The 15,464-nt window shown below is 46.5% G+C and carries 12 protein-coding genes; 5 read left to right on the forward strand and 7 right to left on the reverse strand.

The window, feature by feature from the left end; genetic code table 11:
- Positions 1-2 precede the first annotated feature (2 nt).
- Positions 3-632: a tRNA (guanosine(46)-N7)-methyltransferase TrmB gene (gene trmB, locus Q0668_RS21720; protein ID WP_298868504.1), complete on the reverse strand. Its 630-nt coding sequence runs from the start codon at positions 630-632 to the stop codon at positions 3-5.
- 128 nt (positions 633-760) lie between these two features.
- Here trmB and Q0668_RS21725 point away from each other — a divergent pair, with 128 nt between their 5' ends.
- Both Q0668_RS21725 and Q0668_RS21730 read left to right on the forward strand, forming a co-directional pair.
- Positions 761-1,321 (forward strand): CinA family protein, encoded by a 561-nt coding sequence (locus Q0668_RS21725; RefSeq protein ID WP_298868506.1) that lies wholly within the window; start codon positions 761-763, stop codon positions 1,319-1,321.
- Between the two features lie 413 nt (positions 1,322-1,734).
- Positions 1,735-4,101: a HEAT repeat domain-containing protein gene (locus tag Q0668_RS21730; RefSeq protein WP_298868508.1), complete on the forward strand. Its 2,367-nt coding sequence runs from the start codon at positions 1,735-1,737 to the stop codon at positions 4,099-4,101.
- Positions 4,102-4,188: 87 nt separating this feature from the next.
- Here Q0668_RS21730 and Q0668_RS21735 read toward each other — a convergent pair whose 3' ends face one another.
- Positions 4,189-4,578 carry a hypothetical protein gene (locus Q0668_RS21735; protein WP_298868510.1) on the reverse strand — a complete coding sequence of 130 codons (390 nt, stop codon included), beginning with the start codon at positions 4,576-4,578 and terminating at the stop codon, positions 4,189-4,191.
- Between the two features lie 269 nt (positions 4,579-4,847).
- Between Q0668_RS21735 and Q0668_RS21740 the strand changes: the two genes are divergently transcribed.
- Together Q0668_RS21740 and Q0668_RS21745 are read left to right on the forward strand one after the other, a co-directional pair.
- Complete coding sequence (locus tag Q0668_RS21740) at positions 4,848-6,524, forward strand: NAD+ synthase (protein ID WP_298868511.1); 1,677 nt, start codon at positions 4,848-4,850, stop codon at positions 6,522-6,524.
- A gap of 51 nt (positions 6,525-6,575) precedes the next feature.
- Positions 6,576-8,921, forward strand: coding sequence for an exo-beta-N-acetylmuramidase NamZ domain-containing protein (locus Q0668_RS21745; RefSeq protein WP_298868513.1), 2,346 nt, complete (start codon positions 6,576-6,578; stop codon positions 8,919-8,921).
- A 31-nt stretch (positions 8,922-8,952) separates the two neighbouring features.
- Here the strand turns inward: Q0668_RS21745 and ppk2 are convergent, their stop codons facing one another.
- Positions 8,953-9,876: a polyphosphate kinase 2 gene (gene ppk2, locus Q0668_RS21750; protein WP_298868515.1), complete on the reverse strand. Its 924-nt coding sequence runs from the start codon at positions 9,874-9,876 to the stop codon at positions 8,953-8,955.
- Between the two features lie 411 nt (positions 9,877-10,287).
- On the opposite strand from ppk2, the gene Q0668_RS21755 reads away from it, so the two are divergent.
- A complete protein-coding gene (locus tag Q0668_RS21755; protein ID WP_298868517.1) occupies positions 10,288-11,109 on the forward strand; it encodes a hypothetical protein in 822 nt (273 codons plus the stop codon).
- Between the two features lie 21 nt (positions 11,110-11,130).
- On the opposite strand, the gene Q0668_RS21760 is transcribed toward Q0668_RS21755, so the two are convergent.
- The 4 genes from Q0668_RS21760 to Q0668_RS21775 form a co-directional block, all read right to left on the reverse strand.
- Positions 11,131-11,805, reverse strand: coding sequence for a dual specificity protein phosphatase family protein (locus Q0668_RS21760; RefSeq protein WP_298868519.1), 675 nt, complete (start codon positions 11,803-11,805; stop codon positions 11,131-11,133).
- Positions 11,806-11,932: 127 nt separating this feature from the next.
- A complete protein-coding gene (gene tatC, locus Q0668_RS21765; RefSeq protein WP_298868520.1) occupies positions 11,933-12,880 on the reverse strand; it encodes a twin-arginine translocase subunit TatC in 948 nt (315 codons plus the stop codon).
- 291 nt (positions 12,881-13,171) lie between these two features.
- Positions 13,172-15,031, reverse strand: a complete 1,860-nt coding sequence (locus Q0668_RS21770) for a hypothetical protein (protein WP_298868522.1) — start codon at positions 15,029-15,031, stop codon at positions 13,172-13,174.
- Between the two features lie 212 nt (positions 15,032-15,243).
- Positions 15,244-15,464 (reverse strand): hypothetical protein (locus Q0668_RS21775; protein WP_298868525.1); only part of this gene is annotated, 221 nt, incomplete at its 5' end.

Here is a 15,464-nt window from a genome sequence, read left to right on the forward strand (position 1 = left end):
TCTTATTTCCGCAGTTCCCATAATCCCCGATGGATGATCCAGCCTTCCTTTCGTTTTTTTCTTTCAAAGCTGGTTCGGTAATCCATTTCATGTTCGGGAGAATGTTCTTCCGGTGTTTCCCTGCGTGTGAACTGGCTGGTATGATCCATCAGGTTTTTAACCCGATCAAAGTATTCTTCTACGTCGGTCCAGAAGTGAAGCTCACCACCGTTTTTGAGTGCAGTGGTGATTTGTTTGACGAACACGTCTGTAAAGATTCGATGTTTGTGATGTTTTTTTTTCCACCAGGGATCAGGAAAGTAAACGTGAACCTCTGAGATGGATGAGTCAGGAATATATTTATCAAAGGCAATTCTGGCATCACCTCCCAGAACGCGGGCGTTGGAACGGTTTGCTTTCAGTAGTCGGGTCGCTCCCCTGCGTCCCTCGCGATAATTAATTTCCATACCGAGATGATTTTTGTCCGGGTTGGCTTCACTGGAATTGAACAGGAAAAGTCCGCGACCTGCGCCCACATCTAAAACGACTGGGTTGTCGTTTCCGAAAAAGAGACTCCAGTTCAAGGGGCCTTCCAGATCTTCAAGAGTGAGAAAGTAGGGTTTGAGATCATTCACAGGTTGAGAACATGACATGATAGAACGCAGGGGCACTTTGAGATTATAGTAAGCAGGCAATTATTACGACGCACACACTGTAGAATAGATGGCGGGGCGTGTAAATTATCAATAGAGGACCGGATGTGGTTTTTTAGGAGATCTCGATGTTACCCGAGTTTTTAATGCAGGCTGCCACCAAAGTAAAAACAGCGTTGATGTTAAAAGACGAGAAACTGGTGATTGCGGAAAGTTGTACAGGGGGTTTACTGGCAACATTATTAACCAGTCTACCGGGGATTTCCGACTTCTTTTGTGGATCGGCTGTGGTTTACCGCTGGGATACGAAGATGAAGTGGCTGGGAGTCCAGCCAGAGACGCTGGAAAAATATACGGATGTGAGTTGTGAGACTGCCAGAGAGATGGCATTGGGTGTTTTGAATCAAACTCCCGAAGCATCATTGGCCGCTTCCATTTCCGGACATTTAGGGCCGAACGCACCCAAACATCAGGATGGGTTGATTTGTATTGCCATAGCTCGTCGACGATCACCGGATCTCCACAGCCCGCCCGAATTGATGACCGTTGAATCTTTCGAGTGTGATACTCTCATCGACGAGCTGCAACTTGCTGGTAACTTCAGCCCGGAGCTCACTCTTCGACAACGCCGACAACTTGCGGCTGCCTTTCAGCTCTTACAGATGATTTTAAATACTTTGGAGCAGTAGCTCCCCCCTGTAACTCTGGAATTCAGGGCTGTGATACGGGAAACCTTCAGATCGGTTTCATACTGTGGTCGCATATTCCGAATAATCGTCAAACTTTGCCCGTCTGGAATAGGCCACTCTATTATTACACCTGTTGTAATCAGCTCTTCCAGCACGATCTTCGTTAGGGACGCGATATTCTGTACTTCCCTTTACATCATCACAACGTGAATAACCGAACTATTCATTAAGCCGTGAGTGGTCGTTCGAAGCATTTCATTTGGCATGATCGATGTAAATAGAATTTACCTCCCCTGGAGCGATCAAATCAAAAGAGACTTGAACGGCCTCTTAGATGTGTTTATGGAAGTGTATTTACACAACGGCTAAAGCAAACTAATTGCTCTCGACTCATCTTTTTCGAGGATTTCATAATGAAGCGCTGTAGTATTTGGGCCGCGGTTCTTTCAGCTTCTGTCGCTGTTCCCTTCGTTGGCTGTTCACATATGCCCACAGCTATGCTCCCTTCATCCGCACGGCAAAAAGTCCTGGATAGCAAAATGGCAGTTGCTCAGGATCTGGAAACGAAAAAAGAATTGAAGAAGGCAAAAGCAGCCTATGAATCAATTCATAAATCAGATCCGAAACGCGCACTTGCCTGTCACCGGCTGGCAATCGTCAGTTATCGACTGGGTGAACGTAAGGAAGCGTTGGAATACTTCAAAAAAGCAGAAGAACTCACACCTGAGAACGCCGAGCTGTTGAGTGATTACGGTTACGCGCTTTATAAGCAGAAAAAATATAAGCAGGCCGAAGGCGTCTTGAAGAAGTCGGTCGAACTCGATCCCAAGGACGAACGGGCAATCACCCGTTTTGCGACGGTTCTTGGGACTCAAGGCAAAATGCAGGAGACTTATACGCAGCTGTGTAAAATCAGTACGCCCGCAGAATCACATGAAATTGTCGCACACCTGCACTCAGAGCGTGGTGAAAAGCAACTGGCATTAAAGCATTATCAGCAATCGCTGGCGGTCAGTAAAACGAAAGCTTCCCAAAAATTAAAGCCAGGCTCCGAAGAGTACAAAGTACATCAGCAATTATTAAAACGGGTTGAACAGAATATCGCCCAGCTTTCCAGTGATCCTGCTTTAAAGTCAACTCGCTCTGACAGGAAACTCGTTGCCCAGTCTCGCTCTTTGCAGACTAAAGGGAAGCAGACGACTAGCAGAACGGACAATGAGTTCTTTCAAAAAGTCGCAGAATCTTCTGCTAAGGTGACAGACAAGAAAAAATCAGTCAAACTGCAGAAGACCGAGGTCGCTGCAACCACGAATTCTCCTTTCCGTGTGATTCAGGATCGTCTGACTCAAGAGAATGGAGGACAAACGATCGAAAATCCGTTTCTCACAGATCCGCGGTTAGCTGAATCGTCATTTAAAGAGTCTCAACCGGAAATTGCCAAAAAATCGACTTCGAGAAAAGATGCCAGACAAAAACGGAATCAACTTGATACGATTTTGGCACAAAGCGAGACTCGTCCTGATACAAAAGAAAAGGTCAGTTTCAGAAGCCTGACAGATCAAGATGTGAATCAAACCGTCAAAAATGAAAGACAGCCAGTAGAAGTAGCTCGTCGAAAAACGGTGGCGCACGTTGTTTCAAACCCGGTTCGGAAGAATTCAAAAGTAAAACGTTCTGCATTTGAGCTGATGCGTGAATTACAGAATGAGCTGATAGACGGTTTTACTCCGCCCGAAGAAGAATTAGTGGTGCGAGAGCCTCAAGTCCAATTAGTGCGGCAGACTTCGCCTCAGATCGAAGAGAATCGTCGGTTTACTGACTACAGTCGGATGCAATCGACCCAGTCTCCTTTTGCAGATCATGTTCTCAATGACATAGGTAAATGGAATCCTGTAGACCCTGATGCGAAAACTTCAAATCCCAGTCAGGTTATCAGAACCATTTCACGAAGTGTTGATACAGAGCCGGTTAAGCGGAATCAGAAACTGATGGTACAGAATGCTCTGGTTAGTCGACCGAAGCAGGAAGTGATGCGACCTTTGACAGCCACCACGATGTGCCCTGCCGCTAAAGGGGAAGTGCTGGTGTTAGTCCAGCAACTTGAGTCGCATGATATTCCCATGTTGAAACAGTCAATACAACGTCTAGGTGCGATGGAATCGGCGGCTATCGCTGCGGTGCCTGCGTTACGATCTCTATTGTTGCACGAAAACAGGGGCGTACGAATTCAGAGCGCATTTTCTTTGTGGAAAATCGAAGGAAATACGAATGATTCGATTCCCACTCTGATTGAAGCGATGAATTCATCAGTCGAAAGTGATCGTTCATTTGCTGCAGCCGTTCTGTCACAGATTGGTTTCCATTCTCAGGAATTGACGCCGATTCTGGTTCGATCACTGTCAGATAATAATGATTATGTTCGGATGCATACGGCAGAATTGCTGGCCCGGAATTCTGACTGGAAATATCAGGCCCATAATACTCTGTCTGATTGTTTGCAGTCCAAGGATGTAAATATCCGCTGGCTGGCCAGCTATAGTCTGGCCGATCTGAAACCGCAAGATGATCGCGTGATTAGCGCATTGTCAATTGCTTTGCAGGATAAAGCAAGTCAGGTACGTGCTGGAGCCGCTTACGCACTGGGGGAAATAGGGCCCGCTGCCCGAAGATCAATCCCGGAACTGCAAAAGGCACGCTTTGATACGAATTCCGAAGTGAGAACTGCTGCGAAGAATGCCTTGAGCCACGTTAGCCGGGTCAGCCCACCTTCAGCAAACTAGTATTTCAGCGAAGTCAGAGTCGGTTTCTAATCTGCCTGTTGCCGGTTAGAGCCGAACTCGGATCGCTGCGACACATTCGCCTGAAGTTTAATGGCGATTCCGATACGAAATAGACTGCTTATTCACCGACTGGTATTGGCTACTCGGATCGAGACAGGTTGCTGCAACACGTTGAGGCGAGTTGTTTTGAGAGTCATTTGTAAGATGACGTTCAAGCCGTCCTTCCAACGCTTCTTCCTTTTTCTCCATGAGTTGATCACGTCGCTTCCGCTCTCTGGTACTCGCCAAAGTTCCCAGTCCAAAATAGGAAATCAGCCCGAAAACACCCATCATTAGATAGGTGCTGTCTGCAGGGAGAGACGAAATCCCACCCATGGCCATACCGAGCACAAAGATACTGATAATCAGAATCGAAGTATGGCTCAGTAAAGATTGAGTGCCTGTTTTTGCTAAAGAATTTTTTCTAGAATGTACCATGTAAGATCTCAGTCCCTGAGTGATTCGAGATGGGGGAATCGCTACAAAGTGAGCTTTAAGAATGGCCTTGTTCCCTTGAGAGATGCGGACCTGCTCATCTAAACTTAGTTCGCAACTGTTGATCGGTCAAAAAAAAGAGGGTGATTCGTACTATTTTTTGTAAGTACAGTTGAATGAGAGCCGGAATTCAGCGAATTTTAGTGATACAGCCCGAATGGTTGCTAAAATCGCCATTACTATTGCATTAGTCTGATGGGAAAAGCACGTCTGTGAAAATTGCCTTGGCACAACTCAATCCAACAGTGGGTGATCTGCGTGGAAATTGTGAGCGAATTCTGGAAGTCATTCATCAGGCAGAACAGGCGGGCGCCGACCTGGTTCTCTTTTCAGAACTCGCCGTCTGTGGCTATCCTCCCAAGGACATCCTGTTGCGGGAAGGTTTTGTCGAGGCATGTGATCGGGGGGTGGAGCGGCTGTCGCGACAGATCAAATCGAAGATAGGTGTGATTCTGGGTCATCCTACCGGGCGGGATCTTCCAGCAGGACGAATCGCCAATGCAGCCAGCTTGTTACATCAGGGAAAGATCGTCTCCAGAATTCATAAATTACTGCTTCCGACTTATGATGTATTTGACGAGCACCGCTATTTTCGTCGTGCGGATCTAAGTAGCATTCAACCCATTCTGTTTCAGGGACTCAAACTGGGCTTGCATATTTGCGAAGATGCCTGGTGGGGGCAACCGGATACGTTTTATCACAATCAGCCGGTTGAGTTACCGGATCCCGTGAAGATGCTGGCAGAAGCTGGCTCTGATTTGCTGATCAACATTTCAGCCAGCCCCTTTGAAATTGACAAGCGCGAACAACGGCATGAAATTGTGCATTCACACGTCGAGCGATATGCCATTCCTTACCTGTTTGTGAATCAAGTGGGTGGAAATGATGATCTGGTGTTTGACGGGCATAGCTTTGTGACAGACGGGAATAATCAAATCGTTCTGCAGATACCGGGATTTCAAGAAGATTTGAACTACTATGATACAGAGAAATCTTTGGATCCGGTTCCAATGGAAACCGTCGAGAGTTCTCGCGAATCACAACTGTTTCAGGCGCTCGTGCTCGGATTACGGGACTATATGCAGAAATGCGGGTTTACCGATTGCGTGCTGGGTTTATCCGGTGGGATCGATAGTGCGCTGGCCTGTGCGATTGCGGCTGAGGCAATAGGACCCGAGCGCGTACATGCATTGTTGCTTCCCAGCCGCTACAGCAGCAAGCACAGCATCTCGGATTCGCTGGAGTTGGTGAAGAATTTGGGATTGGATTATGAAATCATTCCCATCGATGAAGTGCATCGTGCCTACGAAAACCTGCCCGTAATTGGTGATGATTTACATTTGCAGCCTGCCGGACTGCCCGATCAGAATCTACAGGCTCGCATTCGTGGTGCAAATGTCATGGTTCGAAGTAATCAGCATGGTTGGATGGCTCTGGCGACCGGAAACAAAAGTGAATTGGCCGTGGGTTATTGCACGCTTTATGGAGACATGGCAGGAGGGTTTGCTGTGCTCTGCGATGTTTTCAAACGCGATGTTTATCTAGTGTCCCGCTATGTGAATCAACGTGCGGGACGGATATTGATTCCCGAAAATATTCTGGAAAAGCCGCCGAGTGCGGAATTGGCTCCCAATCAGCTCGACCAGGATTCCCTGCCTCCTTATGATTTATTGGATGGAATTTTGAAAGGCTTGATTGAAGACGAACTTTCTATCAAAAGTCTGTCCGAGAAATATCCCATCGAAACGATTCGCTGGGTAGCTAATAAATTAGATCAAAATGAATTTAAACGTAGACAAATGCCTCCGGGAATTAAGCTATCCAGCCGTGCTTTTGGATCGGGACGTCGAATGCCGATGGCGGCCCGGTTTCAATGGGAAGATTTTTAAAGGTTCCAGAAACAACATCATTCAACCTGACTTCAACCGTAGGATTAATCGATGAATCGCCCTGCTTTGCTTACATCCTGTTTTCTGATGTTCATTTTAGGTTTGCAGAGTAGTAATCTAGCTGCCCCTCCTCGGCTGCCGCACGTTAGACCTGAATCTGTTGGAATGAATGCGGGGCGGATGTCACTGATCGATTTTGTGATACAGCGCGGTCTAGATCGCAATTCGATGCCTGGTGCGGTCGTGTTGGTGGGATACAAGGGCAAGATTGTTTTCCGGAAAGCCTATGGTTATCGTCAACTTCAGCCTGAGAAAATAGCGATGACTGCCGACACGGTGTTTGATATGGCGTCGTTAACGAAACCGATCGCTACCGCCACGAGTGTGATGCAGTTAGTCGAGCAGGGCAAGCTGAAACTCAATGATCCCGTTTCTCGGCACATTCCAGAATTTGCGGCGAACGGCAAACAGGCTGTGACTGTATATCAGTTATTGACTCATCAGGGTGGATTAATTCCCGATAATTCGATGAAAGATTATCGCGATGGTCCTGAGAAAGCGATGCAGCGAATTTATGCTCTCAAGCTTTATTATGCACCGGGCACTCGTTTTGTTTATACGGACGTGGGTTTCATTTTACTGGCCGAAATAGTGAAACGCGTAACAGGTCAGTCTGTCCATGAGTTTTCAAGAAAAAATATTTTTCAACCTTTAGGGATGGAAGAGACCGGTTATCTTCCTTCGCCCGAGCTAAAGAAACGAGCAGCTACGACACAGCAACGTGAAAAACGCTGGATGCAAGGTGAAGTGCATGACCCGCGAGCTTATGCTCTGGGTGGAGTAGCAGGGCACGCAGGTTTATTTTCGACAGCAGAAGATCTGGCAATTTATGCACAGGCCATGCTTGCACAAGGTTCGTATCAGGGTGTCCGTATATTAAAACCGGAGACTGTGAATATCATGACCCGCCATTACCCGGTTGCTGATGTGGTACGCGGTCTCGGCTGGGATAACTTGTCGCGTTATTCTTCCAATCGAGGTGATTTTTTCTCGCGTGAGGCTTTTGGACATGGCGGATTTACCGGAACCTCTCTCTGGATCGATCCTGCGCAGGATCTATTCGTGATTTTTCTTAGTAATCGTGTTCATCCGGATGGAAAAGGCTCCATCAATTCGCTGGCAGGACGAATTGGAACGATTGCAGCCGCTGCGATCTCGGGGCAAGCAGTTCAGCAGGTTGAGTCGACAGTCGTTTCTCAAAGCAGTTTATCTGTGCAAACGGGTCTTGATGTCTTGATGCAGGAAAATTTTCAATCATTGAAAGGATTGAAAATCGGCTTGATTTCCAATCACACCGGTTTAAGCCGCAATGGAAAGAGTGGCGTGCAAATTTTACATGAGGCATCGCAGGTCAAGCTGGTCACATTATTCAGTCCTGAACATGGTTTCGCCGGCAAACTGGATGTTTCGAAAATCGGTGATTCAACGGATGACAAAACAGGGCTGAAAATATTCAGTCTTTACGGAAAAACCAGAACGCCAACGCCGGAGAGTTTGCAGGGACTGGATGCACTGGTATTCGATATTCAAGATATAGGTACGCGGTTTTATACCTACATTTCTACGATGGGTAATGCGATGCAGGCAGCGAAAAAACAGGGACTCAAATTTATTGTTCTGGATCGACCCAATCCCATTAACGGTGTGGATTTTGCCGGACCTTTGCTTGATGAGGGAGCACAGTCGTTTGTGGGCTATCACCGTATTCCAGTTCGACATGGTATGACGGTGGGAGAATTGGCGCGGATGTTTAACAGCGAAATGAACATCGGCGTCGACTTGCAGGTGATTCCGCTGCAGAACTGGAAACGGGAAATGTACTACGATGCGACCGGCCAGACCTGGGTAAATCCTTCTCCTAACATGCGAAATCTGAACGAAGCGCTATTGTATCCCGGCATCGGTTTGCTGGAAACAACCAATCTGTCGGTAGGCCGGGGAACGGATACGCCCTTTGAATGGATTGGTGCCCCCTGGCTGGATGGTATGAAACTGGCGCGACAGTTAAATCAGTCAGGGCTGCCCGGAGTGCGTTTTGTACCCGTTCGATTTACACCAAAGTCTAGTAAGTTCACAGGAGAGTTGTGTGGCGGCGTGAATTTCATTATCACTGATCGAAGGCAATTTCAATCAGTAAGAACGGGACTGGAATTGGCTCATCAATTACGCAATTTGTTTCCCAATGAGTGGGAGACAAAAAATTTGAACCGCCTCCTGGCAAATCAACGCGCATTTGATTCCATCGTTGCTGGAAAACCAGTGTCTCAGATTCAAGCATTATACCAGGATGATCTGGTTGACTTCGCCATCAGGCGGGCGAAGTATTTAATGTATTGAAGGTTGGTTGTTTGCAGAAAAAGGCAACTACTTACCACTTACTCGTGTCATACATCATTTCTTTGGTCCCAATGATTTTGGAATCAAAATTTCCGACCAGTGACTGATTTTTATCAGCGTAATCGATTTGATCCAGAACGTAGCTCAGGCAACTGAGACGCGCGCGCCGTTTGTCATCGGAATGAATCACGGTCCAAGGGCTGGCTTTGGTGTCTGTTGCCATCAGCATGGTATTTTGTGCTTCGGTGTATTCGTCCCAGAGCCCGAGACTTTTGATATCAATGGAAGTCAGCTTCCAATGTTTGAGCTTATCTGTTTCTCGGGCTTTAAAGCGGCGAAACTGTTCTTCGCGACTGACTGAGAACCAAAGTTTGAAAAAATGGATGCCGGAATTCACAAGCATGTTTTCCAACTGAGGAGCTTCACGCAGAAAAGTGTGGTGTTCATGGGGGCGGCAAAAATTCATGACTGGTTCCACAACGCCACGGTTATACCAGGACCGATCAAATAAAACGATTTCGCCGTTGGTGGGAAGACGTTGAATATAGCGTTGAAAGTACCATTGGCCTCGTTCCGTTTCACTCGGTTTTGCTAAAGCCACAACGCGTGCACCACGAGGATTCAGGTGTTCCATAAATCGCTTAATCGTTCCCCCTTTGCCGGCAGCATCACGGCCCTCAAACAAAAGTACGACCCGTTCTCCATTTTCCTGAGCCCACTTTTGAAGTTTCAACATTTCAATCTGCAATAGTTTCAGCTCTTTTTCATATTTCTCACGCTTCATTTTGGTTCGGTAAGGATAGGACTGACAGAGAATGTCGTTTTCTGAAGCAGATTTTACTTTGTCTTGGATTTCTTTGGGAACCAGATCGTCCGGGATTTCCAGATGATGTATGCTCGGCGGGGGCGTATCAATGGGATTTTTTCGCTGTTTTTTGGCGGACTTGGAACTCATGTGGGGGCCTGTTTTTCGATTTCGAGCTGAAATATGAATCTAAAATAGAGAGAGGTAAACTTAATTATGAAGTATGCCTGAGGAAATGGAAACCAGATGCTGCATTGAGTGAGAAAATAATAGGAAAACACAGACAGGTTTTGGATAGCAACCTGCTGTTAATAAATGGTTTACGGCGATTTCTTCTATACGGAAAGCCAGGGGCAAGTGCTTTGTTCCAAATGCAACATAAGTAGTGGCTTAAAAGTTCCTCTTGCAGAAAAACAGCCTTTTTTTTAGTCTTCGCTTCTCTTCTCTCCATTCTTATCCCCATTCTACTGTAATAAATCCTCAAAAAACTGCCACTCAATTTCACAACCTTTGAAGCAGGCGGTCGTCTGCAAATTTTTATCTCAGGAAAGTAAAACCACTATGTGGAGATTACTGGTCGCCGCTGGCATGTTGACTGTTGCGTCTGTTATGGGAATCAATCCCTGTATCGCACAGGAATTTCGGATTCGTACAACGGTTTATCATCATCAGCAGAATGTTGATCCAGCGATTGTGTCTCGTAGCGTCTCGATCTTTCACGCAGAAAAAGTTTATGATTCTGTGGATGGTCTAGGCGAAGTCACAATCTTCGATCCTGCTCGGAAGCGATTGATCATTCTGAATGAATCCAGGATGATCAAAGCCATGATTAATTTTGATGAAATTAAAAACCTGCTAAATGTAGCGCGGCATCAGACACAGGAATACATCCACGATAAAATCAAAAGGCAGGAATCGACGGGTAAAGTGATCGCGGAACAGTTGAAGTTTCAACTCGATCCTGTTTTTGATGTTCAGTTTGAGGAACAAAAAAACCAACTGATTCTGGAGAGTCAACTCGTCAACTATCATGTGCAGTGCGTGGCTCCCGAGCAGAAAGCGGCCGTCGGAACGTATTTACGATTTGCAGATTGGATGGCACGCTTAAATTATGTGCTTCATCCGTATACACTGCCACCCGGTTCGCGGATTAAATTGAATGAGGAATTACGATCGCGCGATCTGATACCCACAGAGGTGGAATTACAGACACGGCTGGAAGAGAATCTGCATTTACGAGCCGAGCACAGAATTCACTGGAAACTGGATCATAAAGATCGTGGATTGATTCACCACTGGGAAACGTTGCGAAAAAACAAAGACGTGAAAACCATCACAGTTCAGGAATATCTCAGAAATCAATTTGCAGGTCTGAGAAAGTGATGTTTGCGACGTAAAGTCGCATTACTTACCAATGACGGGAATGGTGGCCGGTGGTTCGTACCAGTCAATTTTCTGTTCCAGCAGTTTGGAAAGTGTGGCCAGATTCTGATTAAGGTAATCGATGAGTGCCTGATCTTTATGTGGTTTCCAATTGTATTCTAACAGCTCTCGATAGGCTTCTTCAGGCGACTTTTTCTGAACCAGCATTCGATAAGCGGCAACGACACCGCCGGTTCGCTGGGCGCCGGCAGCGCAGTGTACGAGAACTGGTTTGCCCGCTTTCTCGCAGCGCATAATTTCTGCGACGGCTTTAGCATAATCTTCTACATTGCCCGTGCCATCACCGATCAGGTGTAAGACCTGATGATCAATTTTCAGTTTTCGGGCCGTTTCTACTTCCGTTTTCAGATAAGGCTTTTTTAAATCGCTTCCATTCAGGGCAATCACTTTTTCGATTTTATTTTCGCGCAACACAGGCTCGATCAAGTAGCTGGAGATTTGGCCGCTACGATAGATCTTGCCTGGTTCGACCACTCCCCAGCGTTTGGCAACCAGACGATCTTCCAGAATTTCTTCCCAGATCAACACACACGCAGCTACGATCATGCAGACGATGATCAAGAGCCTGAGAAGTTTTTTTTTCTTTGTTGACCGGGCAATTGGTTCGATGACGGTTTCCCGTTCAGCGGCTTTCATATCAATCCTCTATGGTTTTGCAGCAGGCGCAATCAGTTCTCAGGGAAACTGTGTCCCAAGGCGGGTATTGTAGTGAAAGACATCAAACCATGAACAGAGGAAAATGGAACTGAAGATGGCCTGGATTTCAGGCGTCGTCAAAAGGACTGGCGTTGGCGTTCGGGAAGAATTTGCACATGAGAATCCCCAATTCATAAAGCAGGATCAAAGGCAACATCATTAAAACCATACTCATTGGATCAGCAGGAGTCATCAGCATGGAAATAATCGAAATGATCAAAATCGCCATGCGGCGTTTTTCATGGTAGTCTTTCACAGTAAATATGGAAATTCGTTCCATGAACAACATGATCAGAGGCAATTGAAAACTAAGGCCGAACATCACCGGAAGCGTGACGGCAAAGCTGATCCATTCCGAGAGTCGAATTTGAGGATTCACACCCAGTAGTTTATTGAAGCTCAACAGGAAGTTGAGTACGAAGGGAAACACGGCATAAAAACAGAACAGGGCTCCACCCAGAAACAGAAAGATGCTGATAGGAAGATAGATATAGACATACTTGCGCTCGTGTGGATAAAGCCCCGCTGCTACAAACAACCAGATTTGATATATCACCCACGGGCTGGCAAAGACCAGTCCCGCAATGAAGGAGACTTTCAGATAGATGGTTGTAAACGCTTCCTGTACTGCCAGAGTGACTGGCTCTGCCATCGTCTCTTCGATGCTGTTTAAACGGAATTGATAATCTCGCAGAATTTTTTGCAATGCTTTCGTTTCGGCTGTTGGTTCCGTCTTGCTGCCGAGACTGACAATTAATTCATCGATGGATTCTTTCTGTACGTTTTCAGTCTCGTCTTCGTTTTCTCGAGGCAGCTTATCCAGATTATATTCTTTTAATGCGGAATCAATGGGAGCGCGGACGACCTCGACAATTTTGTGCCCGATGAATAAAGCACCCACTACACAGATCGCCAGACCAATTAATGCTTTCCATAAATGAACGCGAAGAGATTCAAGGTGATCCCCGAAACTCATGGTTGATTCGTCAAATAGATCGTGAGAATGTGGTTTCATGGAACTATATCATTCTGGAGAGACCAATACCGAACAGCACTGTCTCTGTCTACGATTTACAGAAAGATCTGTAAATGGTATCGGTTGGACGAGCGGGTACTGCTCAGAACAAATGGAACATTGTAAATGGCTCCCGATGATATCACGCTGTAGTGGAAGGGTGAATCAGGAGTACCCACTCCATTTGCCCGCTGGATGAGCAGGAGGGAAGAGCGGTGGTAACTTTCCCTATTGTAAACAACCAGAGAGGCCTGTCAACCAGAGGCTTTTAGCCAGTGAATAAATTGGTAATTAAGGCACTGCAGGGCCACCGGCTGCGGGATCAACGGCAGCAGGATCAACGGCAGCGGGATCAGCAGGCATTCCATCTGCAGCAGCGGGATCAGCGGGCACATCGCCCGCTGCAGGGTCGGCTGGTGCAACTGCGGCTTGTGGGGCATTGTCTGGTTGTTGGCTACCAGGTATGGGGGTGTTGAACATGAAGTTGATAATTAAGGCAAAAAAGTAAAAGGAAAACATGAGAGTCCAAGTCAGCATGACTTTGCCCATCAGCTTATTTTTACGGATATAGGTCCATCCCTTCCCGTAGGCATAAGGAAAAAAGACGACCCCAAGGATGCAATGGCCGGCTCCATCTTTTTTACCCAGCTCGATCAAGCTGATAATCCAACAGACTACAGCGATAAGAGGTGGCGTGAAAAGGATCATCGCTAATCCTATTACAAAGAGTATCGCAGGTAGATTCAGCGCCAAACAAACCGATGTGAAGGCTATCAGAATGACAAAGTTAAATAACCAGACTCCGATGCCTCCCAGTACTCCAATCAGCGCAATTTGTCCGGGTGAATTCATGGCGTTACTGTTTTTGCGATCGGACTTCGAGACGTATTTCAGATCTTCTGTTTTTGTGATCAGGTCCAGGTCCGGTTTGCTATGTAAAGCCATTAACCCGTTGACACGTGCATTATAAATCATCGCGGGTGCATAAAAGATGCAGGTAAACAGCCAGAGAACTGAGGGTATGATAAGAACTTTCGCATCTAATACTTCCGGTTTTTCACCAACCAGTTTGCCCGGCTGAAAGTCTTTGATTTTATTTTCTTCTGCATACACCTTAGCCTGCTCATCTGCCGCGACCGCTGAATTGAAACGCACGTTCGAGAAAAATGTGTTGAGATCATTTCCAGAGACAGCGCCAATTCCTGCCAGACAACCAATGGCTGGTAAATTCGTAAGCAGGAAAACCATGCCACAGAAAAGAGCTGGTTTGGCTAGTCCCAGGAATATTTTTCCCAGTTTATGCGGCATCCATCCGGGAGTGGTGTCCACCATAGTCATATGCGGCATTGCCAGGGGGAACATGATAAAGGTGGGGATAAAGCCAATGGCGATCAGGATCGCACCGACGAGAATCGAATCGTTCGAAATATAATAGTAACCCAGTGTGCCAAAGATTGCTTGCGCTGGCAGGCTGAACAGGATGAACCAGGAAATAAATTTAATGCCCAATGCAGAGCATAAGAAAAAATCGAAGTTGATGCGTTTGAGTTTTGCCTTTTTCTGTAATGCAAAACGAACAACTTCGGTCTGCATAAACCAGATCCAACCAGGAATTGCCATAATGGAAACAAAAGCGAGAAAACTCCAGAATGCGCGTGGTGGACCTTGATGACACCAGAGCGACATAAAGACCGAACAAAAAAACAAGGTACTGGAGATGATCGAATATATAAAAGTTTTCATCACCAGACCGGTATGGTTTCCCAGAAAGGTGTAAGCGTCTCCCCATGATTTTTTGTAGAACTCTTCAACGGCAGGACCTTTGCGTTTCCGTTTTTTACGCGTCGCTTCAGTCATTCGCCCCGTAGTCAGTTCGACTCCGCAATTGCTGCACTCAATATCTTCCTCGTCGACATCATTACCACAGCGGGGGCATATTTTGGCCCCTTCGTCTTCAATCTTGCTGATGTCAAAACTGGTCAGAAAATCATCAGTATCTTCAGCTTTGCCGGAAGGGCTGCGTTTTTTTTTCGGTCCCTTAGAGACTCTGACCGGAGCCCCGCAACCTTTGCAACGAACCCGCTTGCCTTCTGCTTCATCTTTCACAGAAAATGAAGTGTTGCATTCTTTACAGCGAACCTTAATAGGCATGAATGACCTTTGAGATATTTTGGGATATCGCTTGTAATTAATTCGAAACGAAAAATTCCTTGGAAGAATACACCAGTTTCAGATCAGTATCAGGAATTTTATGGATCGACCCCGCTTAAACCCTAATTATCATCAGACAGGGGGGCTGTTCGCAAGTGGACAGTCGTCGAAATTTGAATGCTCCCTGCTTTCTCTTTCCAAAGCCAATGCAGTCAATTTAGGAGTGGGTTATGCTTGCGAACTGAATGCAGTCGTCGCAATTCTTGCAGACGGGAATACGCCTTCTGTTCTTCTGCCGAGTGGTTACTGAGAGAGAAAAAGATAATGGAACGTGTGAGACAACGGATTGCGCGGCGGGAGCGGCCCAAGACCCAGAAAACTTCGGCCAGATGTTTCAAATCCTGCCCTCTCTCTGGCAGGTTGGCTGTCTTTT

Source organism: uncultured Gimesia sp. (genome assembly GCF_937910335.1).
In the GTDB taxonomy this organism is placed as follows: domain Bacteria; phylum Planctomycetota; class Planctomycetia; order Planctomycetales; family Planctomycetaceae; genus Gimesia.

What these genes read in the sequence shown, in the direction of transcription:
- Q0668_RS21760 (WP_298868519.1), bottom strand. Translation starts at nt 11,805, where the DNA reads ATGAAAGCCGCTGAACGGGAAACCGTCATCGAACCAATTGCCCGGTCA.
- Q0668_RS21770 (WP_298868522.1), bottom strand. Translation starts at nt 15,031, where the DNA reads ATGCCTATTAAGGTTCGCTGTAAAGAATGCAACACTTCATTTTCTGTG.
- tatC (WP_298868520.1), bottom strand. Translation starts at nt 12,880, where the DNA reads ATGAAACCACATTCTCACGATCTATTTGACGAATCAACCATGAGTTTC.
- Q0668_RS21730 (WP_298868508.1), top strand. Translation starts at nt 1,735, where the DNA reads ATGAAGCGCTGTAGTATTTGGGCCGCGGTTCTTTCAGCTTCTGTCGCT.
- Q0668_RS21735 (WP_298868510.1), bottom strand. Translation starts at nt 4,578, where the DNA reads ATGGTACATTCTAGAAAAAATTCTTTAGCAAAAACAGGCACTCAATCT.
- Q0668_RS21725 (WP_298868506.1), top strand. Translation starts at nt 761, where the DNA reads ATGTTACCCGAGTTTTTAATGCAGGCTGCCACCAAAGTAAAAACAGCG.
- ppk2 (WP_298868515.1), bottom strand. Translation starts at nt 9,876, where the DNA reads ATGAGTTCCAAGTCCGCCAAAAAACAGCGAAAAAATCCCATTGATACG.
- Q0668_RS21745 (WP_298868513.1), top strand. Translation starts at nt 6,576, where the DNA reads ATGAATCGCCCTGCTTTGCTTACATCCTGTTTTCTGATGTTCATTTTA.
- Q0668_RS21755 (WP_298868517.1), top strand. Translation starts at nt 10,288, where the DNA reads ATGTGGAGATTACTGGTCGCCGCTGGCATGTTGACTGTTGCGTCTGTT.
- trmB (WP_298868504.1), bottom strand. Translation starts at nt 632, where the DNA reads ATGTCATGTTCTCAACCTGTGAATGATCTCAAACCCTACTTTCTCACT.